15 protein-coding genes and 2 pseudogenes are annotated in these 19968 nt (G+C 67.9%); 8 read left to right on the plus strand and 9 right to left on the minus strand.

All coding sequences use genetic code 11. The annotated features are described in order from the left end of the window. Positions 1 to 164 precede the first annotated feature (164 nt). On the plus strand, positions 165 to 470 hold the full coding sequence (locus ADK54_RS41370; protein WP_053731024.1) for a hypothetical protein: 306 nt from the start codon (positions 165 to 167) through the stop codon (positions 468 to 470). 206 nt (positions 471 to 676) lie between these two features. Next, positions 677 to 1026: pseudogene (locus ADK54_RS48100) on the plus strand (PIG-L deacetylase family protein); the annotation flags it as partial. A gap of 626 nt (positions 1027 to 1652) precedes the next feature. Here ADK54_RS48100 and ADK54_RS41375 read toward each other — a convergent pair. Together ADK54_RS41375 and ADK54_RS48105 are read right to left on the minus strand one after the other, a co-directional pair. Further along, a complete protein-coding gene (locus tag ADK54_RS41375; protein ID WP_053731025.1) occupies positions 1653 to 2828 on the minus strand; it encodes a ParB/RepB/Spo0J family partition protein in 1176 nt (391 codons plus the stop codon). After that, entirely contained in the window at positions 2828 to 3487 is a 660-nt protein-coding gene (locus ADK54_RS48105) for a ParA family protein (protein WP_053731026.1), read from the minus strand. Before ADK54_RS48105 ends, ADK54_RS41375 begins: the two co-directional genes overlap by 1 nt. A 2112-nt stretch (positions 3488 to 5599) precedes the next feature. Between ADK54_RS48105 and ADK54_RS41385 the strand changes: the two genes are divergently transcribed. The 5 genes and pseudogenes from ADK54_RS41385 to ADK54_RS47075 all read left to right on the plus strand — a co-directional run. Then, positions 5600 to 6484: a ParA family protein gene (locus ADK54_RS41385; protein WP_053731027.1), complete on the plus strand. Its 885-nt coding sequence runs from the start codon at positions 5600 to 5602 to the stop codon at positions 6482 to 6484. Between the two features lie 664 nt (positions 6485 to 7148). After that, positions 7149 to 7529, plus strand: coding sequence for a hypothetical protein (locus ADK54_RS41390; protein ID WP_053731028.1), 381 nt, complete (start codon positions 7149 to 7151; stop codon positions 7527 to 7529). A 380-nt stretch (positions 7530 to 7909) separates the two neighbouring features. Further along, on the plus strand, positions 7910 to 8383 hold the full coding sequence (locus ADK54_RS41395; RefSeq protein ID WP_053731029.1) for a hypothetical protein: 474 nt from the start codon (positions 7910 to 7912) through the stop codon (positions 8381 to 8383). Positions 8384 to 8748: 365 nt separating this feature from the next. Next, positions 8749 to 10383: a hypothetical protein gene (locus ADK54_RS41400; protein ID WP_234392427.1), complete on the plus strand. Its 1635-nt coding sequence runs from the start codon at positions 8749 to 8751 to the stop codon at positions 10381 to 10383. A gap of 43 nt (positions 10384 to 10426) precedes the next feature. After that, a pseudogene (locus ADK54_RS47075) lies at positions 10427 to 10591 on the plus strand (transposase); the annotation flags it as partial. Positions 10592 to 10659: 68 nt separating this feature from the next. On the opposite strand, the gene ADK54_RS41405 reads toward ADK54_RS47075, so the two are convergent. The 5 genes from ADK54_RS41405 to ADK54_RS41425 all read right to left on the minus strand — a co-directional run bounded on the left by ADK54_RS41405 (position 10660) and on the right by ADK54_RS41425 (position 15947). Continuing rightward, a complete protein-coding gene (locus tag ADK54_RS41405) occupies positions 10660 to 13389 on the minus strand; it encodes a discoidin domain-containing protein (protein ID WP_053731030.1) in 2730 nt (909 codons plus the stop codon). Positions 13390 to 14007: 618 nt separating this feature from the next. After that, positions 14008 to 14856 (minus strand): class I SAM-dependent methyltransferase, encoded by an 849-nt coding sequence (locus ADK54_RS41410; protein ID WP_107090755.1) that lies wholly within the window; start codon positions 14854 to 14856, stop codon positions 14008 to 14010. A gap of 83 nt (positions 14857 to 14939) precedes the next feature. After that, entirely contained in the window at positions 14940 to 15266 is a 327-nt protein-coding gene (locus tag ADK54_RS41415; RefSeq protein WP_053731032.1) for a DUF1048 domain-containing protein, read from the minus strand. A gap of 1 nt (position 15267) precedes the next feature. Next, positions 15268 to 15624 (minus strand): DUF1048 domain-containing protein, encoded by a 357-nt coding sequence (locus ADK54_RS41420; protein ID WP_053731033.1) that lies wholly within the window; start codon positions 15622 to 15624, stop codon positions 15268 to 15270. Next, the gene (locus tag ADK54_RS41425) at positions 15621 to 15947 is read right to left on the minus strand and encodes a PadR family transcriptional regulator (protein WP_053731034.1); all 327 of its coding nucleotides are present in this window, start codon (positions 15945 to 15947) and stop codon (positions 15621 to 15623) included. The genes ADK54_RS41420 and ADK54_RS41425 overlap by 4 nt, the downstream gene beginning before the upstream one ends. 431 nt (positions 15948 to 16378) lie before the next feature. On the opposite strand from ADK54_RS41425, the gene ADK54_RS41430 reads away from it, so the two are divergent. Beyond that, on the plus strand, positions 16379 to 17683 hold the full coding sequence (locus tag ADK54_RS41430; protein ID WP_053731035.1) for a cytochrome P450 family protein: 1305 nt from the start codon (positions 16379 to 16381) through the stop codon (positions 17681 to 17683). Here ADK54_RS41430 and ADK54_RS41435 read toward each other — a convergent pair. Together ADK54_RS41435 and ADK54_RS48110 are read right to left on the minus strand one after the other, a co-directional pair. Next, a complete protein-coding gene (locus ADK54_RS41435; RefSeq protein ID WP_063802174.1) occupies positions 17577 to 18167 on the minus strand; it encodes a methylated-DNA--[protein]-cysteine S-methyltransferase in 591 nt (196 codons plus the stop codon). The genes ADK54_RS41430 and ADK54_RS41435 overlap by 107 nt on opposite strands. 1 nt (position 18168) lies before the next feature. After that, positions 18169 to 19563, minus strand: a complete 1395-nt coding sequence (locus ADK54_RS48110) for an MGMT family protein (protein WP_234392428.1) — start codon at positions 19561 to 19563, stop codon at positions 18169 to 18171. Positions 19564 to 19968: the final 405 nt, after the last annotated feature.

The raw sequence follows: 19968 nt of genomic DNA on the forward strand, positions 1-19968 counted from the left end.
CGGCCGCCGGGTCAGCCGTCCTCGGTGCCGAGGACGACGTGGACATCGCTCGCCCCGGAGTTCACGCGAACGCACCGAGCGTGTCCATGCCCGCACGACGCCACTGCCGTCGATCATGGCCTTGCTTCGCATGAAATCCGTATGAACCAGTCGAAAGGACAGTCATGCCGCAACGGACCCTGAGGCCGACCCGCGCCCAGGTAGCAGCGCTGCTCACCGCATCAGTGCTCGCCCTGGGCCTGCTCGCCCCGTCGGCTTCCGCGGACCCGCCTCCGCCCGGCCCGAAGGTCGACAGCAGCAGCGTCATCGACAGGGTCTGCCAGGAGGCGAACGCCGAGCCCGATGACGGCCCGGCCTTGTCCTGCGAGCGGGACCTCGCACCGCCCCTCTCGCATCTCATCGGCCCCGGGAGCCGGCTCACCTGCCGGAACCAGTCCCCGAACGCCATCGTCTGCCGCCGGGAAGAGTAAGGGCTGGCTCCGCCAAGAAGGAATCCGGCAGTGCCGGGGTGGACGGCGGACCGGCAGCGGCACTACGCCGACCCGGCCGCGCTCCTCGAGGACGGGACGACGGCGCCCGTCCCCGCCGCACCCGCAGCCCAAGCCAAATCCCGCACCGACCACCAGACCACCACGTCAACGCCTTGCCCATCTAGTGATCAACAACGGATTTGTCAGACACGCACCGCGCTAAGGAGCTGGCCCAGGCGCTGTACATCCTTGGCGCGGGTGAACCGCGAATGCTCGGCTATGCCGATGCGCGCGCACCGCAGTCGGCGCCAGGGTGTGCCCGGTGGTCGAGGCGCCGCTGGATGAGACTGTGGGTCATCTCGTCGCGCAGATCCGGGAGTTGCGTCCGGACATCGTCGTCACGCACGACGCGTACGGCGGGCTGACCGGCCGCCCCGACCACGTCCACACGCACCGGGTGACCGTACTCGCCGTCCAGGCCGCCGGGCTGGAACAGCTCTATCTCGAGACGGGGTCCCCGTGGGTGCCGGGCGCCCTCTACCTGGCGCCAAGACCCCCGAAACCCGGCAACACCCCAGACCCAGCTCACCGTGTAGCCGGAGGATGGCCGGCGGGGACAGCGCGATCTTGTTCCGGGGCCTCTTCGACTCAAGTACCCGCTCACAGAGCCGGGACAGTCCGTCTTGCGGGTCACAGGACCGTGTCGCGGAATGTGGGTTGACTGCCCGCCGAGGGCTCTGCACCGGTGGGCAGCCACCCTTGAATGGCCGCCCACCGGTGCAGAGATCAGCTGCTGGTGTCCCGGGCAACCGGGCCCGAATGCTCGCCCCGAAACTGTCGGTGGTCTTGGCGGTGGGCGCGGACCAAGTGGTGGCCGGTTATGGCCAGATCAATCACGGCCGTTGTGGTCGGGTAGCTGGCAGACCAGATATGCAAGCCAAGGAACAGCCTCAACGAGACTGAAAGCGCTGTACGACTCCCTCGTCGCCTCGCAGCCTCGGAAGGTCCCACCACACCGGCAGCCTCACGTTCGACGCTCTACGACACCATTTTGTCGGTCGTTTTTCTGATGCTTTGCAAGAAATGCCCGAGCGCGATCAACTTGCACGAAGCAAAACGACAGCGGCCCCGTCTCCCTGTCGCGGATTAGGTGACAGCGAAACGGGGCCCCAGGCGCGCGACTCAAGCAGTGTGCAGCTTCCTGCCCTGCTGCTCCCGCTCTGTCTGAGCCGCCAGCAGCTCGCACAGACGACTACGGTCGGCGGGCGTCATCTTGGCGATGACGATCTGGGCCACTGCTTGCGGATCGGACCAGGGCATCTTCACCGGCGGCTTCTTCGTCAGCGAAGCAGGCCCGGAAGTCTCATCCTCATCTCCGGGCTCAGGGAGCTCGCCGACGGGCGACTCCGCGCCATCCGCATCCTGGAGCCTGGCCGCCTGCTCTGGGTATACCGCGGTATACCCAGAAGCCGTCTGCTCCCCCGCATGTGGCGCCTTCTCCATGTGCGGCTCAGCAGGGCTTCGTTGCTGGCCGACCACCAGCGGAGCACTTGCGGTGGCCTCGCGCTCCGGGGCGGCGGGTGGGTATACCGCGGTATACCCGTTGGCCGGTCCCCCGGCCGACGCAGTCGCCGAGTGGCCCTGCTGCTCCGTCGACACCTCAACTGCAGGATTCGGCTTCGGCTCGGCCTTCTTCCTCTGGTCGGCGTGCCACGCCGCCATCTGCTCGTCTGCGGGCAGTGCCGAGTAGCGCCGCATGTCGCGGAACGCCGTGAGCTTTCCCGTGGTGACGAGGCCACGCATCGGCTCGGTGAGGCGCAGCAGGCCGATGCGCTGGTTGAACCACTGCTTGGACTTGCCGAGGGCTGCGGCTGCTTCAACCTGCTGGTTGAAGGTCATGTCCAGCATGCGCTGGAGGCCGATGGCTTCCTCGATGTAGTTGAAGTTGGAGCGCTCGACGTTTTCGGTGAGTACCGCGGCAAGGAACCGGACACGCGACTCGGCGATGTCCTCGCGGATGTGGACGTCGAGGGTGGGCAGTCCGACCTGCTGCGCTGCACGCCAGCGGCGTTCGCCGGCAGCCATGACGATGCGGCAGTGCGGCAGTTGGTCGGCGTGTTCGGGGAAGAGCTTCACGTATGCGGCACGGGTGACGCCGACGCAGGGCTGGAGCTGCCCTTGGCGCATGCTCTCGCCGAGTTCGCGCAGACTCTCCTCGCTGAAGTCCTGGCGCGGGTTGAGCGGAGTGGCGACAACCTGGTCGGGCGGGAGGTGGACCAGGGTGGGGCGGCTGCGGCCGGGAACGGATTCGACGGTTTCGGTGGCCAGTCCTGCGAGGCTGACGCGCTGGCCGGCCATCAGCGACGGCCTCCGTATCCGAGCTCCAGGGCGAGGCGGAAGTAGTCCTCACGGGCTCGCAGGGTGGTGCCGTTGTCGGCGTACTGGGTAACGACCTTGCCCTCGGCCGCCGCACGAGTGTGGATTTTGTAGCGGCGGATCACCGTGTTCGCACGCGGCCAGCCCTTGGCGTCGATGTACCCGATGGTGTCGTCCCGGTCGGCCCTGCCGTCACGGGGATCCCAGGCGTTGATGACGACCTTGTACGGCAGTCCGCGCGGTTCGATGACCTTGCTGATGGTGCGGGCCGTCGGGTCGAAGGCGAGCGGCTCGGGCGGCAGCGGGACGAGGACGTCGTCGGCGATGTCCAGGGCCGCAGCCAGGATGTGCTCGTTCTCAAGGCTGCCGGGGGTGTCGATGAAGACGTGCATTCGCTGCTCGGTGTCGCCCAGGACATCGTGGGCGACGGCTGCCAGGTTGACGGTGGTGGTGGTCTTTCCGACCCCACCCTTCTGGTTGGCGATGACGTGGATCTGGGCGCCCAGGTTCTTCAGCGCGGCGAGACTGGCGGGGTCCTCATGGGCCGTCGCGAAGTCGAAGGGGAGATTGTCGATCCGGTCTGCCCACCAGACGGTTGACCCTTGAGGGTCGGTGGATACGACAAGGATGGAGGAAGCCATGATGCTCCGTTTCCGTGTGCTTCCCGAGAGATTCTCGGTACTCGGACTGGGACAGCATGACAGATAGCCGAAAGGGACATTTGTACCGCCCCTTCAAACGGCCAGCCGGGCGTGCGGGGAAGCAGGCTTCTCGCCCACGGTGTCATCGGGGAGCGCCTGACGCGGGTTTGACGGTCCGTCCTCTGCCGAGGTTGGTATACCGCGGTATACCCACGCGGTGGCTCCTGGCCCCTGACTCGTTGGTCATGTGCCCTGTGGTGGTGTCACCGCGTCGAGTTGATCGTCTGTCTGGGGGTGGATCGAGTCCATCCCGACTTTGGGGAGGTAGCTGCAGGGGAAGGCGATCCACTCGTCGTGCTTCTCGAAAAGGACGGCGGTGGTGAGGCGTTCGAGGGCGTCGAGGTTGGGGAAGATCTGGACGCCATCTCCGTTCGCCGGATGCCCTGGGCAGACGCCCCTTTATATGCGATGTGCGCACGGGCGGCGGGTGTATGTCTGCACGAGCATGGTGCCCAGCCACTCCCCCGTGAACGGATCCGGCTCTGTTCATTGCCGGGTTGTGTGCAGACAGATAGGCGGGACAGCGGTGCCGTTCGTGGAGATGAAGGTCTCTGGGACGGTCGCTCTCGATGACGCCGAAGGGTGGGTGTCGCACCATCTCTTGGCACGAAGCGGTGCTTCGCGTAAATCGTTGCGAACGACATTGCGTCACGTAGGGGTTGCTGTCGGAGCTGCCGAGGCCTGTTTTCCTCGCGCATCGGTAGCTGCCGATGAACGATGCGATTCGATTGGCTGTCTTAGGTAGCTTCGTGAGCCGTCAGTTTGAAGTCCGCCGTTGGATGGCCGGCCGGTCGACGTTGGACGGCACGAGCTGTCTGGAGAGCGGCGTGCCGAGGCCGCTGACGGTCGGCGGGGCGTGGCCGGTTTGAGCGTCTGGCGGCAAAGAGGTCTCTGAGAGCGTGCGCGACCAGCACTTCCCTGTCGAAATCAGCCACGCCGTGCTGTGCTTCGGCTTTACGCAGACTGAGGTCATCTCTTCTGCTGCTCTCCGTCAGAAGGGCCTCGACCTGCAGGTATAACGATTGATGTCTCGATCGATGTCTTGATTGATGCGACTATGGCTGTCGTCATGACAGTAACGTTCTATGGACTTATCTGCAGCCCGATAGGGGTTCGGATGAATATAACGATGAATGCAGCGATCTAAATAACGAGTTCTGTCACAGCTTCTGCAACGTTTAGTGTGCGTACTCCTGTTGCGCTATAACTAGCTATCTACCTTGCCATGTTGCTTACCCTCTACCTGACGGTCTAGGTTGCTTGCTAACGTGCCACGTTGCTTACCGACCGACGAACGATCTGCCCTACGGTCTGCCCAGCGAGCCGTCTAGCGTGCTTTCTTACGGTCTCGCTTACGACCTGCGTTGCGCGCGAACTGACGGACCAGCGCGCTTGCCAGCTACCTGACTTGCGTGCTGACGGACGTACTGATCTACGAACTGACGCACACTCCACCTTTTCAGGTTGCTTGCTGTCGGTCGGTCTGCCTTGCTCGCCGTCCCGGTTGCGAACTGACGAGGTGTCTCGCATGCTGCCTGGCCGACTGACTGACAAGTTGACGTGCTTACTGCCACGAGAGCTGACGAGCCGTCTGACGGTCGCCCGTGCTATCTGTCTGACGTACTCGTTGACAGATCCGCTCGTTGCCGGAGGAGCGGTGGGCGTTGCTGACACTCGCGCGGACGACCGCGGGCTGGTCCGAGTGGGGTGGCGGACCCGTGGTTCGTCGCGGTGACCTGCGGTTCGGGCCGTCCTGCGGACGCCTGCGGGCGTGCTGTGCCGTTCCGGTGACGTGGCGTCAGCCGTCTCGCGTTGCACGCGGTTCAGCGCGCCGCCTCACGGGCGGTAGAGAGATCCTGTTATCGTCGGCCTCAATGATCCCGTGTCACTAGATCACTGGCCGCTCTCCGTTGAGCGACAGGCAGGAAGTAAAGGGACATAAACGGCCCCTCCCTCCTGTCGGCCTCAGCCAGAAATGGCCCTTTGGCCTGGTGTTACGGGTACAAACAGACCCGGTAGGAACAGCCGTGAGGCAGAGAGGCGGTAGTCGCGATGAAGGTCATCGCCGTCGCAACCCAGAAGGGAGGGGTCGGCAAGACCAGCACTACCGTGAATTTGGGCGCCAGTCTGGCTCTGGCCGGCGCTCGCGTGCTGGTCGTCGACCTGGACCCGCAGGCTCAGGCCGGTACCGCTCTCGGAGTCAACCTCTCCGACGGGGAGCAGCTGGCCCGTTCCCTTGGCTGGGTGCTTCAGGGACGTTTGCAGGGCATGCCGCTGGATCTGGCGACTGCCTGGTACGACCGCAGTGAGCTTCTGTCCGAGTGGGAGGATGCGGGCACCCTGCATCTCCTGGCGAGTGAGGAATCGACGATGACGTCGGCTCAGGACCTCATTCACCGCAAGGGCTATCACGCCACTCCGATTGTGCGGCGCATGCTGCTTGAGGTGGCCGACCTCTTCGACTTCGTTGTGATCGACACCCCGCCTGCGGTGTCCTCGCTGTCGGCTACCGCGCTGGCTGCCGCCGATTACGTGGTGACGGTGTGTGTCCCTGAGTATCCGGCTCTCAAGGGTGCGGCTGCGACGCGGGGCACGGTGGCGTACGTGAAGGACCGTACGGGCGGCGAGTGCGATCCGCAGTATCTGGGCGCGGTGCTGAACCGTTCGAATCCACCGTCGAAGTGGAAGGCCCAGGAAGTCAACATCCGCAACGGCATGTTGGATGCGGACCTCCAGCCGTTCATGACGGACATCCGCATCGACAACCGGATCTCTGATTCCTTCGCCTACGGGGTGCCGGCGGCCGTTCGGTTTGCCAGTCATGCGCCCGGCAAGCTGTATGGGCAGCTGATGACGCAGATTCTGGAGCGCATCCAGCAGCCGGCTCAGAAGTGGGAAACTCCGGAGCCGATCGAGCTGGAGGACTCCGTTGAGTAGCGCGAACGACGAGGCATCGCCGACGCCGCGCAGGGCAGCGGCCAAGCCCAAGAAGAAGGCTCCCGGTCACTTCAAGGCCGGCGGTACGTCGTTGGTAGCGGGTCTGCTGGCGGGCGCCGATCAGGTCGCGGAGCGGTCCTTCCTCGGGGGGGCGAACCGTGAGTCGGAGGCTCCGGCCCGGTCGGCTCCGGCTGCGCCGTCCGCCTCGCCGCCGGTCTTGTCCCCGGCTCTGCCGCCGGCCAAGCCGGCGTCGGTGCCGTCGCAACCGGGCGAGACGGCGGCGGCAGCTCCCACGGTGGCGGGAACCAAGGCTCCGGGTCCAGCGACAGGCCCGGTTGATGCGGCTGTTGCCGGTTCGGGCGAGTCTCGTAAGGCTCGCAGGACCGCTCTGCCCGCAGAGGCACCGTCAGCCGCCGCAAGCGCGCCCCCTGCCGCTCCTAAGGCCGAGACGCGCAAGTCTGCCCCCGAGCCCAAAGCGGAAGCCGCGTCGGCGCCCGAGCACGCTCGGCGGGATGTCTCCAGTGCGGGGGAGGAGGCGTCGGCTCAGCGGAGTCGGCCGCGGCCCGGCAAGCCCTGGGCCCATGGGGCCGTCCACGAGAGCTTCGCCAACGCGAAAATCCGCTCCGAGACGTGGACGAGCTACGGCTTCCGGCTCGATCCAGAGGTGCTGGCGGATCTCAAGGAACGACTCAAGAGCGACCGTCGCACGTCGGGGAACACCATGCTGGGGCAGGGGCACTACCTCGATGCCGCGCTGCGGCACATCCCCGAGGACGTCGACTCCCAGATCGAGATGGCGCAGGCTTTCCTGGACGACCGCATGGGCGTGGTGGAGGCCGGAAAGCAGTCGACGTACCGGGTGGGACCTCTTGCCCATGCCTTGGTCTCCACCCTCAATCAGGGGCTCCAGGAGGCGGACTACGGGCGGCGGGGACTGTACGTGGTCTCCGCCGCCCTGGAGAGCCTGCTCCAGGCGTTGGACGCCGAGGGGGAGTTGCAGCGTCCTGAGCGTCGGACGAAAGTGCAGCGCCCGACGTCCTCGTAGCGGTGTCGGCCGCCTCGGGGCGGCCTTGTAGATGTGGGTGTGGCCCGCGCTTCCGCGCGGGCCACACCCACATCTTCATCTGCGGATATCCCGATGGATGTTGCTATGAGTATCTCCCTGCATGTTGCCCTGTAACTGACTGACTGACGAACTGTCTGACGAACGATCTGCGTTACCCACGGACTGACTAACCATCTGACACAAGAGCATGAAGACGAGCTAACGAGGCTGCGAGTCACTGAATGACCGTCAAATATGGGGGAGTGGCGGGTTTCTGACCGAACGGCGACACGCAGATTCTCTAGTGACAGGAGGAACGCTGAGAGATTTCGGGTAACGTAGCCATCACGATCCACCCTTGTATTCCTGGAGTGATGGCCATGTCGGTGACAAACGACCAGCTCAGCGCCAGTGCGGTCGCAACAGCCGCCGGTCTGAGCGAATCCTGGGCCTGGAAGGCACGCGGCCAAGGCATCCTGCACGAGCCCCATTTCGAGGACGCCGTCGTCGCCCTGCGCGTCTATGCGTTCGTCTCCCAGATCGTGTGGCCCGGCAACCGCCGCCCCCGCAGCGCCCGCCAGGACCTTGAGCTGTGGCAGTCCAGCGCGGTGGAGGCGGCACGCCAGGCAGTGGACGACCCGCTCACCACGCGCGAGACCGCGCTGTGGGTCCTTGAGGACTCCGTCTACCTGGTCACCACACCTGCCGAACGCGCCGCTTTCGACCTCAAGCACCTCGACGGACGCGCCGCGTTCCGCATCCCCATCGGTCTGTGGATCTGCGAGCTTCCCGACGCCATAAACGCCCTACCTCCCCGCCGTCGGCGCAATCTGCACGCCAAGGCATCCGCCTGAACGTCAGGCCCGCCATCCACCGGCATCCGGCGAGCTCTCCCGGCGCCCGCCGGCCCCGCTCGGCCAACCAGCCCACAACGCCCGTGAGGTGACCGCCACCCCCTTCTCCTAACTCCATCCCGCCCCGCGTTCGACAACTCCCGCTGCCGAACGGCGATGGCGTATTGCCTCTTTCCCTCTGCTAGGAGCACATCATCGCCACCAGCACGAGGGCTGGTTCAGTGTTGCCTCAACCTGGCCCGGCCTCGCCCCATCCCCTCGCACCTGCCCACCCCGGTGCTCAGGACGGCGCCGACCTTCCCGCCCCTTGCCTCTCCCAGGAAGCCAAGCCCGAACGGCGTCAGCGCGTTCGGGTGCCCTGGACCTTGGTCGAGTCCGCCTTCTACGCCGACATCGCGCTGTCCGTCTACATGAAGGTCAAGGCACTCGGCCAGCGGCCGGAGGGCTGCACCGCCGGGGCCACCACACTGGCCTCATACCTGGGCATGTCCACCTCGTCCGTCGAGCGGGGCCTGGCACAACTGCGAAGCCCCCGCCCCGACGGCCAAACCGAACTGCCCGAGAACACCCGCCGCTCCCTGCCCGGCGGCACCGGCACCACCGCACGCCGCCGAGTCCGGCCCATGCCCCCCACCGAGCGATTCGTGTGGCTGCCGGTCGCCGCCTGCGAAGACCTGACGCCCCGTCAACTGCGTATGTACGCGGTACTGCTGTACAGCCAGGCACAGCGCATCCCCCTGACGCTCACCGAGCTCGCAGGGTTCCTGCGTCACTACTCAGGAAAGCGTGCCGGACAGCCCATCACCGCAACGGCAGCTGCGAGCATCGTCGACGAGCTGGAGGCCACAGGCTGGGTCACCGTCCAGCGCCGGGCCGGGGGACAGGGCCGCAATCACTATCTCGCCCACGAGATCCCGCCCTCCGCCACCGCCAAGCCTGGTCCTGCGACACGCCACAGCACCTCCCCAAGCGCACCGGGCGAGCCCCCTCAGAACGTGCCGACTGCCCGTCTTGGTGAAGGATCGGGTTCCCTGGTTCATGGGGGATCGCTCGCGTTCAAGGAAGACCACAAGACTGTCCGACCCGAGAACGAGCGCCGTACTTCCCCACCCGCCGTAGGCGAGACTCGGGTAGTACCGGCGGCCCAGCCTGCCGAAAACCTCGGCGCCCCGCTTGCTGACGAGCTCGCGCTCCGCGCGGATGACAAGCACTCCCCTCCTCCAGCACCAGCGCACACCGAACCCTCCCGTTCCGCCGGGGGAGAGGACCGGCCCTACACCGGGCCCCAACTCACTCTCAGCCCACAGATCTACGCAGTGCTCGAACCCGTGCACTGGCTACTGCAGCGGGTGAACAACACCTTCCTGGTACGTCAGATCGCCCGGGAAGTCGGCCGCCAGCTACGCGACGGCATGGAGCCCGCGCGACTCCACCATCGCCTCACGGTTCGCTTCGCCAGCATCATTCCTGACGAGATCCGCGACCCCGGACGCTGGCTGCTCGGAGTGGCACTGCCGAGATGGGGCTGCGGGCATCTGGACTGCGAGGCCGGAACGATGTGGTCGACCGGCGCCGCCTGCGCGGTGTGCGAGGAGGTCGTCGCCGACAACCGCGCCGCCCGGCAACTCAAGCCGGTACTGGCGCACCAAAGCGACCCCGAGCACACACATCACGACGTAGACCTCTGGGTCTCTGAGGACCCTCGTCCCGTCGACAGCCGTCCCGTGCCGACCACCGCTACCCGTCGGATCGACAGGTTGCCACGCACTGACTGTGCCGCCTGCGGGTGCCGCATCTTCCTCACCGGAAAAGCGCTGGACGACAACCTGTGCAAGCCATGCCGGCAAGAGACCGCAGAGCAGCGGAACGATCCCGCCGTCAGCCTCCGGCCCGTCGTGCCGTCTTTGTGTACAGGGGGACATGGGCAGCCTTGTCAACGAGTGCCCCTGCCGTCCCGCACCGTGTGTCTACGCCATCGTGCTCAGGAAGTAACGGACTAAGCACTGTCCATCGGCTCGTGTGACTGGGCAGTGATCAGCCTGCGTGAGGCGGGGCAAACTGTCGGATACAGAGTGGACCCGGTTGGAACCACACCTGCCGAAGAACGTGGGGCGGGGCGGGCGTTGAAAGAGTCACCGCAGGGTGCTCAACGGCATTCCCTTCCGTCAGCGGACCGGTATCCCCTGGCGAGACCTGCCGCTGCGGTGGTGAGACCAGCGGAGGCCAAACAGTCGGCGAGCTGGACTTGGGCTAGGGCTCGACCTATCGGACAGGCCCTAGTTCACGGCCAGTTCCGCGATGCCCGGGTGCTGCTTGGCCTCGGCGTCGCCTCGCACCGTCACCCGTACGTACCGGGTGAGTCGCGCAGCACCCGCCGCCTCGGGCTGCCAGTGATGCCCGTCCAGGGAGAGTTCGATGCTGTAGGCGGTGGGTTCGGTGCCGTTCCAGGTGGGGGTGACCTTCGTGACGCGGACGGGCCTGGCGAGGTCCGCTGTCAGCCGGCCGCTCGTGCCGTCGGGGACCCAGGCCGTGGCCCCGTTGCCGTCGAGCGCGGCCCCCGCGTACATGCCGGGTTGTTCGGAGGAGGCCGTGGCGGTGGTGCAGCGGGCCGCATTCGTGGTGGGTATGAGGTCGGGGCGGCGGGTCTTGAGGACGGCCGGGGAGCCCTTGCTGACGATCCGCTCGCCCTGGGGAGTGTCGAGCGTCATCGGGGTGCCGTCGGTGAGCCGCACGGTGGTGCTGTGGGCGCCGAGTTCGATGTCGTAGGTGCGTCCCTGCCAGGTCAGGCCGTGCAGGGTGACGCCGCGGTCGAGCTGCGGGGGCAGCATCGGGTCGAGGTGGAGGCGGTCCTCACGCATCCGCATGCCGGTCAGGCCGTTGGTGAAGACCTGCAGGAAGCCGCCCTTGCCGGTCAGGAAGTCGTGGGCGGGCGAGCCCGCCAGCGGGTCCTGGGCGCCCGCCTTGTCGCCGCGGGCCTCCGAGAACTGGTCGAAGGGGCCGCGGACGAACGGCTTGATGGAACGTTCGAGATAGGTGTACGTGGAGCAGCCCGGCTCGCCGAGTCCGGCGGCGTCGATGGCGTGCACCGAGTCCGTCATGGCCGGGCCGTCCGGGTCGGTGCGCTGCGCGTAGTAGTCCAGGGTGGCGGCGTCGGCACCCTGGGGCATCGGCCATTCCAGCGGGTACATCAGCAGGACCGTGTCGGCCTGCTTGATGGTGCTGCCGTGGTAACCGACGTACTGCTGGAAGACCTTGCTGCGTTCGTCGTACGGGATCCGGACGTGGTCGGCGATCGTCTTCCACGCGGTGGGGGCCTGCCGGCCGAGCAGTTCGGCGGCGCGGATGGCGTGGCGCAGGGCGGTGACGGCGCCGGCGTTGGTGAAGACGGCGTCGTCGACGCCGTTGCTGTATTCGTCGGGCCCGGCCGTGTCCTTGATCGAGTAGCTGCCGTCCGTGTTGCGGCTGACACGTCCCGCCCAGAATTCGGCGATGCCCTGCAGCACCGGCCAGCCGCGCTCGCGCAGCCACTTCGTGTCGTTGGTGGCCAGGTAGTACTGCCAGGTGGCCAGGGAGATGTCGGACTGGAGGTGGATCTGGGTGCGGCAGTGTGGCGGGTCGACGCTGTGGCACTCCTGGGCCAGGTCGCCCGAACTCCCGCTGTTCCAGGGGTAGAAGAGCCCTTGATAGCCGAGCTCGCGCGCATTCTCGCGAGCCCCTGCGAGGGTCCGGTAGCGATAGTCGACCACGGTCTTGGCGAGTTCGGGCCGGGTGGCGAGCAGGCCCGGGTACATCCACGTCTCGGCGTCCCAAAAGACGAGGCCCGCATAGTTGTCGCTGGTCAGGCCCGTCGGAGCAATGCTGTTGGCCGCGCCCTCGCGGGTGTTGGAGAGCAGCCCGTACTGCGCGGACCGCACCCACGACTGCATCTCGGGCTGTCCGGGCACCTCGATGTCGCTGCGCCACAGCCGGGACCAGGCGGCGGTGTGGGAGCGCAGCAGGGCATCCCAGCCACCCCCGGCGGCACGCTGTGAGGCGACGGTGGCATCGCGGCGCGGCGCGCGCGAGGTCAGAGACGTGTCGACGCCGACGTACTTGGTGACGTCGTACGACTGCCCACGCCGGACCGGAAGGGTAAAGGCCTGATGGGCCGTCATTTTCTTTGGCTCCATGGCCTGTTGGACGCTAACTCCGTGCGCTCCGCGTCCGGCGCGCAGGGTGGAGGCGACGGCTCCGTCCACGTTCGTGCCGTCCGTACGGAAAGCCACATCCATGGTCGGTGCGGCCCTGTCGCCGCGCTGCCCGCTGGTCCGGTCACCGCCGCCGGTCTGGCTCATGCGCCGCGCGCCGCGCCCGTCCAGTGTGTCGGTCACGGTCGCCTCGCCGCTCCAGTGCGGCGTCATGCTCATGCGTACGGCGCCCACGTGCGGGTTGACGCGGTCGGCGAGCACCTCGTACACGAGGTCGGTCCGGCGGCCGTCGGTGGCCGTCCAGGTCAGTGACGTACGCACCACGCCGCAGTGAAGGAGAAGCGACTGACGGTAGTGAGAGATCCGGCCGGACGGCGTCGAAGAGTCGAAGGTATCGCCCTGTGCTCCACCGGTACTGACGGCGAGCGCGGTCCAGGTGGGCAGCGCGGCGACGGCTTGCCGGTCCCCGGCGGTCTGCTTGTTGTGCGCGTAGAGCCCGGACACGAACGAGCCGTCGTAGCTCGGGGTGAACAGTGGCCAGCCCGTCTTGGCCGTGCTGTCGGCGTATCCGGCACCGTTCGGCGGCACGCGCTGCCCCAGGTAGCCGTTGCCGACGAAGGCATGGTGGGTGTCGGCCGCGTCGATACGGGTGGTGCCAAGCGTCCAGCCGTCGCTGTCGGGGCAGTCGGCGGTCGTGGCGGCGGTGTTCCGCACCGGCTGCGAGGCCGCCGGCGGCACGGAGGCGAGAAGCGCTCCGGCCAGCAGCACTGCGGTCAGCCGGGCGGCACGCGGCCGCACACCGAGGGAGTACGACGTCATTGTTCTCCGTCACTCTGGTCACGCTGGTTCGCCTGCGAGGGTCCTGGGACCATAAATTTCCTGAACGATTCACGTCAATAGATGTGCAGCCTCCGTCAAGTTCCGAACGCAAGAGGTGGGCTGTTGGCGTACGGGGCGAGGTGTTTCGGCCAGTGTGAGGAGGTCGGTGAGGCTGGGCGTCGGGGCGTGTCCTGTGCGGTGGTGCAGCGAGGCGGCCCTGTCGTTCACAGGCGCTGCCCGTGCCTGACACGTTGGCGTGCGCGGGATGCCAGAGGTGATCGCTGCTGCACCACTCGGTGTGGCCGCTGGTGTGCACGCCGACCTCAACCAGGCTGGCAGTGGGAGAAGTCGGGGTTGCGGAGAGGGGCGGAGAGCGGAGTCAGGTCGGCATGGCGGGCAGAGAACACGCGGTTCGAGGCCTGGACGGGGTCAACCCTGTCTCCGACCATCCGTGTGCACGCTGTCGTGTCGCGCCCGAAGCGCCCAGGTCGGCCGCGCACCGTGCACTCGATTCGCGTCCTGGCCCGGCGCCTGGCCCGGGAGAATCCCAACTGGGGCTACAGACGCCTCCACGGCGAACTGCTGGTCCTCGGGGTGAAGGGGGAACCCCGAGGCGCTCTACCGCCGGACCGCCGAGATCAGTCCGCCGGGCCGCTCCTCGTGTTGTGGCGGGGTGTTGATCGGGCGGCCGTAGGCGGCCGCGCGGTCGCGCAGGGTGTGGCCCTCGGCCTCCCAGCCGTGCCCGGACAGCCAGTCCACCGGGTCGTCGGGCATCTCCGAGACCCACATGGACGCCGCTGATCCCGGCGTGGCGTCCGCGCCGAAGCGTTCGATCACGCCGCGCGAGCCCAATGTCAGGCCCATCCGACTGCCTGGCGCCGACTGCGCGCTGATCCGGGCCAGCAGCAGCTCCACCGCGTCCTCGGGCAGATAGATCAGCAGTCCTTCGGCGATCCACACGGTCGGCGCCGCCGGGTCGTGCCCCGCGGCGGTCAGCGCGGCCGGCCAGTCCTCACGGAGATCCACCGGGACGGTGATCCGCTCGCAGCGTGCGACGGCCCGCTCCTGGCGCAGCACCGAAGCCTTGAAGTCCAGTGGCTCGGCGGTGTCGACCTCGAACAGCGTCGTGCCCTCGGGCCAGTCCATCCGGAAGGCCCGGCTGTCCATGCCGGCGCCGAGCAGCACGACCTGCCGTACTCCGGACGCGGAGGCCTGCCGCAACAGGTCGTCGAGGAACTTCGTCCTGATGACGATGGAGAACGACACGGCCTGCCGGCGGCGTCGCGCGGCCTCGTCGTCGGGCGGTGGCGAGGCGGGCCACAGGCCGCCGGCGGTGGCGAAGGCCTGTGCCAGGGGGTCGCGGAACAGCGCGTTCTCCCGCTGGCTCTCCAGCGCCCGCACCCTGGCCACCCCCACCGCCGTGGCCCACACTCCCGACGGCTGCACCCGCTCCTGCTCATCAGTCACCGCGCCAGCCTAGGTGACCGCTTCTGAGGTGGTGCGAGGACCCCGCGCCGGTCGGCTGCGCCCGCGGCACGGGGCGGCCGGTGCTACTTCTCGGCCGTGCCGGGTTCCCTCCTGAGGGATTCCTGGTAGGCGTCCGCGTAGGTGGGGGAGTCCTTGACCAGGTCGTCGCAGAAAGCGGCGACGTCGTTGCCGATGAGTTCGAGGACCCCCTTGCCGGCGGCGGCGCCCTCCTCGAAGAAGTCGACGATGCCGGGGAGTAGGGGTCCGTCAGGCAGGTCGACCGGGCCGACCTTGAACAGGTACCTCTGCATCTCCTTGTAGACGATCCGGTAGTCCGGCGGGAGCGCCTTGACCCGGGCCGTGTGCGCCCGCCACTGCTTCTTGCCCTCGATGATGTCCTGGATGCTCATGTCAGCCTCCCAGCCGGCCCAGTTTCCTTGCGACGTTCCTGTTCAACTGCTCGCGCCACCGGTCGCGATAGGTCCGGGCCCCTTCGCCGCCGGCCAGTGCCGTGCAGAAGCCTCGGATGTCGTCGCCGAGCACCTCGTGGGCGCTCTGTCCGTCCGCCGCCGCTTCTTCGAGCAGCCCCAGGGCGGCGTCGACGATCGGCGTCAGGTTGCGGCCGGTGAAGTCCCCGTGGGGAAGGAGGTGGCCCTTGATCTGTTCCCACGCCGCCCGGTGGTCGCCGGGCAGGGCCTCGGCGCGGGCTTCGAACGCTTTCCATTCCCTGGTGAGATCGCTGCCCGTGATGGTCTCCCAGAAGTTCATCTCCCGCCCTCCTTGAGCCTGTCGATGCGTGTTGAGACGTACTGCCATTTCGCCCAGAACTTCGTGAGTTCCTCGCGTCCGGTGCCGTTGAGCGCGTAGAACTTGCGCGGCGGACCGACCCCGGACGGTCGTCTCGTCACCTGGACGAGTCCGTTCCTCTCCAGTCGCAGCAGGATGGTGTACACCGTCCCCTCGATGACGTCGGTGAAGCCGAGCTCGTTCAGCTGACGGGTGATGGCGTAGCCGTAGGTCTCCTCCCTGCCGATGATTTCGAGCACGCACCCTTCGAGCGTGCCCTTCAGCATCTCCGTCAGGTCGTCCATCGTGATCCCTCCTCAGCCCCTCGGTACTGCGTGCTACCGAGTACCGCAGCTATACGGTACCACCGAGTAGTGAAGAGGGGTAGTGCTTCCGACAGCCGCGGGCCCGGGACTGATCGATCCCGGCCGGCCCGCTCAAGCGGCTGACCTTTCGTCAAGAAAGCTACCGCCAGTGCGGTTTGTCACAGTGAAACAGATCGGAGAGCAGGATTCCGGATTTTGGCGTCGCATGGACCGGATTTGAGGTTCTATCTGAAACATTGAACATCCGATGGGGAGGAATTCGCCGACGGGATGCGGGACGGGCAAAATGCCGGGCGGTATTCATCATTCCTCCGCAAGCTGCACCCAAGCTCCCTTTATGCAGGGAGGGTTGCCTTGTGCTGCACGGTCCCCACAGGGTGTTGGTGGTGTCCGATGCAGATGGGGGAGAAATGGTTTCGGTACCCACGGGGGCTTCGCGCTGCCCGATTGTCATCGATGCGTCCGGCCAGGACATTCACGCGGAGATCGCCCGGATACGGGAGCGGGGTCCGGTGGCCGAAGTCGAACTGCCCGGCGGGGTGAAGGTTTGGTCCGTCACCTCGTACGAGGAGATCCGTAAGCTGCTCGTCGATCCACGGGTTTCCAAGGACGCCTACCAGCACTGGAATGCGTGGCGGTCCGGCGAGGTGGGGCCCGAGTGGCCGCTCGCGATCTGGGTGTCGGTGCAGAACATGGTCACCGCCTACGGCGAGGAGCACACCCGGCTGCGCAAGCCGGTGGCAACTGCCTTCACCACACGGGGAGTTACGGCTTTGCGGCCCCGGGTGGCGGAGCTCGCCGAGGGCCTGCTCGACGAGCTGGCGGCGCTTCCCGCAGGCGAGGCGGTCGACCTGCGCGAACGGTTCGCCCACCCCTTGCCGATGGCGGTCATGAGCGAACTCTTCGGAATCCCCGGGCACCTTCACGGGACGCTGCACCGCATCATCAAGACGTTCTTCTCCACCGCCATCACACAAGACGAAGCGCAGGACAATGTGCGGTTGCTCTATGCGACGATGGCCGATCTCGTGGCAGAAAAACGCCTCGCGCCGGGCGAGGATCTGACCAGCCTGCTGATCGCGGTGCGCACCGACGACGGGGCCGCGCTCAGTGAGAAGGAACTGATCGACAATCTCATTCTCCTGTACACCGCGGGATATGAGACCACGGTCAATCTGATCGACAATGCGGTGGCCGCGCTGCTTTCCCGTCCCGGTGAGCTCGACCGGCTGCGAAAGGGCGAGGCGCGGTGGGCCGACGCCGTGGAGGAGGCGCTGCGGCTCGATGCGCCCGGAGCCCATTCCGTGCTGCGGTACGCGGTCGAGGACATCTCGGTGGGCGACACGCTGATCAGGAAGGGGGACGCGATCATGGTGTCGTATGCCGCGGCCGGCCGGGACCCTCAGTGGCACGGGCCCGAGGCCCACCGCTTCGACGTCACCCGGCCCACCCGGCGTGACCACCTCTCCTTCGGGCACGGCACCCACTACTGCCTGGGCGCCCAACTGGCCCGCATGGAGGCCGAGATCGGGCTCTCCCGCCTCTTCGCACGCTTCCCCGGCCTGACCCTGGCCGTCGCGCCGGACGGGCTCAGGCCCCAGTCGTCCTTCATCTCCAACGGGCATCAGGAGCTGCCCGTACACCTCGCGCCAGTGGCCTGCCCTCCAGGTCGAGGAGGTACTGCTTCGCCCGCAGTCCGCCCGCGTAGCCGGTGAGCCGTCCCGTGGAGCCGACGATGCGGTGGCACGGCAGGACCACGCACAGCGGGTTCGCCCCCAGCGCGGTGCCCACGGCCCGGGCCGCCGAGGGCCGCCCCAGGGCGGCCGCCAGCTCGCCGTAGGTCGCGGTCCGCCCGTACGGGACGAGGCTGCCCAGGGCGGTGACGGCCTCCCGCGTGAAGAGGGGGGCCAGGCGCAGGTCGAGGGGGAGCGAGAACTCCCGTGACCGGCCGCCCAGATACGCCGCCAGCTGGGCCCCGACCTCCTCCAGGGCCTCGGTGGTGACCGCGCTGTGCAGGATCTGCCCGCACCACTCGGGCGCGGCGCGGGCCATGCGGCGCCGCACCGCGACCGGCGGGGCGAACCCGCAGTAGACCAGCGTGCGGCCGGCCACGGCGAGCGTCAGCGGCCCGACGGCGCTCGGCCGGACCGAGATGTGGACCAGGGCGGGCGCGCCGGGCCGCCGGGCACGGATTCTCACCTCACGCCTCCTGGCGGGCGGCCGCGACGGGGGTGCAGCCCGGGCAGGGCGCGAAGCCGGCGCCGCGCGCCTGCCCGGCGCCGCTGAAGAACACCTGGTGCTCGGTGCGGCCCTCGCCGCGCGGGCACGTCGGATGGCAGTACGTGCGGGTGGCCGTGCTGCCCACGAAGCGCACACCGCGCCGGGTGAGTCCGTCGAGCCGCGGCAGGTCCATCCCTTCGGCGGCGCGCAGGATGTCGCCGGTGTGGGAGGGGTAGGAGGCGTCGCAGGGCGTCCCGCAGTCGTGGGTCGCCCGGTGGCACGGGACGAGGACGGGAAGGGGGTTGCGCGCCAGCGCCCCCAGCACCGTGGCGCTCGCCCCGCCCGCCGGCAGCCGCGCCGTGCGGGCGATCCAACTCACCGGCCGCAGCTGCCCGTTGGGGATGGCGCGCACGGCCTCAAGGACGGCCCGCTCGTGCGGGCCGAGCCCGGGCAGGTCGACCCGCAGGTCCCGCACCGTCCCGGTCCGCAGCAGCGTGTGCAGCCCGGCGGGGGAGAGCGACGTGCGGATCGCGGAGCGCCCGGTGCGCGCGCGGTGCGTCGCCTCGAACACCTCGGCCGTGACTCTGCGGGTGTGCAGGGCGGTGCCCGTCACCGCCCCCCGGCCGAACGCCACGAACAGGCCGCCCGCGGGGGCCTGTTCGCGTACGTAGCTGTCGTAGCCGGAGCTGGGGATGCCGGCCTGCTCCAGGGTCTGGGCGGCGAAGTCCGTCCGCACGGCCGCGCCGAGGAGCGGCAGCGCGCGGACCGGCTCGGGGAAGGACGGGAGCGAGTCGCGCGGGCCGTCCGCGGCGGCGGCCAGGCGCCGGCGGAGCTCGCTCAGGCCGCGGGACACCTGTGCCTTGACGCTGCCCGCCGGACAGCCCTGGACGTGGGCCGCCTCCGCGTAACTCAGCTGTACGACGTGCCGGAGCACCACCGCCGTACGGATCTTCTCCGGCAGCCCGGCCAGCGCCGCGCACAGCTGCCCCTCGGCGTCCTGGCCGACCGCCCCGGCCACGGCGGACGGGGAGGCCAGCGCGTGCCACCGTTTCAGGGCGAGCGTCATCAGCCAGGGCCGCGGGAGCGGGCTGGGCTGCTTTCCCGCACAATGCGTGCGCAGCGTCGCACGGGCCTCAAGGAATACGTCTCGCCCGGCGGTGTCGGCGACCCGCGCAGAACCGGAGATCCGGTGCAGGAAAACATGCACCGCATCCGCGTGGACCCTGACCAATTCGATGAATTCGTCGTCGGGATCCGCAATCGCCGTACGGTCCGGCCCTTGCGTGATTTCCTGCTCCGTGCGGGCCGCCGGCCCCTGTGCGTTCATCGCGGGGTGCGGCAGCAGCGGCGGAGGGCGGTTGCCCGGGTCAGGCAACTCCGGTGTCCTGCGGGGCGCGATGCCCTGGTCGTACGGGTGGTGGCCGGGCCGGGGCGGCAGGGTGTCGCCGCGCGGGGTGCCTCATGAATGGCCGCGCAGTTCCGGGACCACAGGACGATTTCTCCCTTGTCCACCGGGCTCTCCCTCCCTCGTTTTTCTCTTGTAGAACACTCGGCCTTGCTGAACTCGGCCTGCAGAACTCGGCCTTGTCGAGCACAGTCCTGCCGCACGCGGCGGCAATGGCGGCTGGATGCGACCGTATGAGGGGGGAGATATGGATGTCAACGGAAACCCGTGCTTCCGAAAAAACAAAACGATGAGTCGAATTGGTACGCACCGGTACGGAAAAAGAAAGGGGGTTAATGGTCTCAGGGGCCGGCCGGTGCAGCGGCCGGCCCCTGA

It is taken from the genome of Streptomyces sp. WM6378, from assembly GCF_001279695.1.
In the GTDB taxonomy this organism is placed as follows: Bacteria; Actinomycetota; Actinomycetes; order Streptomycetales; family Streptomycetaceae; genus Streptomyces.

Coding starts and splice junctions, on each gene's coding strand:
- ADK54_RS41370 (WP_053731024.1), top strand. CDS start 165: ATGCCGCAACGGACCCTGAGGCCGACCCGCGCCCAGGTAGCAGCGCTG.
- ADK54_RS41375 (WP_053731025.1), bottom strand. CDS start 2,828: ATGGCCGGCCAGCGCGTCAGCCTCGCAGGACTGGCCACCGAAACCGTC.
- ADK54_RS48105 (WP_053731026.1), bottom strand. CDS start 3,487: ATGGCTTCCTCCATCCTTGTCGTATCCACCGACCCTCAAGGGTCAACC.
- ADK54_RS41385 (WP_053731027.1), top strand. CDS start 5,600: ATGAAGGTCATCGCCGTCGCAACCCAGAAGGGAGGGGTCGGCAAGACC.
- ADK54_RS41395 (WP_053731029.1), top strand. CDS start 7,910: ATGTCGGTGACAAACGACCAGCTCAGCGCCAGTGCGGTCGCAACAGCC.
- ADK54_RS41405 (WP_053731030.1), bottom strand. CDS start 13,389: ATGACGTCGTACTCCCTCGGTGTGCGGCCGCGTGCCGCCCGGCTGACC.
- ADK54_RS41415 (WP_053731032.1), bottom strand. CDS start 15,266: ATGAGCATCCAGGACATCATCGAGGGCAAGAAGCAGTGGCGGGCGCAC.
- ADK54_RS41420 (WP_053731033.1), bottom strand. CDS start 15,624: ATGAACTTCTGGGAGACCATCACGGGCAGCGATCTCACCAGGGAATGG.
- ADK54_RS41425 (WP_053731034.1), bottom strand. CDS start 15,947: ATGGACGACCTGACGGAGATGCTGAAGGGCACGCTCGAAGGGTGCGTG.
- ADK54_RS41430 (WP_053731035.1), top strand. CDS start 16,379: ATGGTTTCGGTACCCACGGGGGCTTCGCGCTGCCCGATTGTCATCGAT.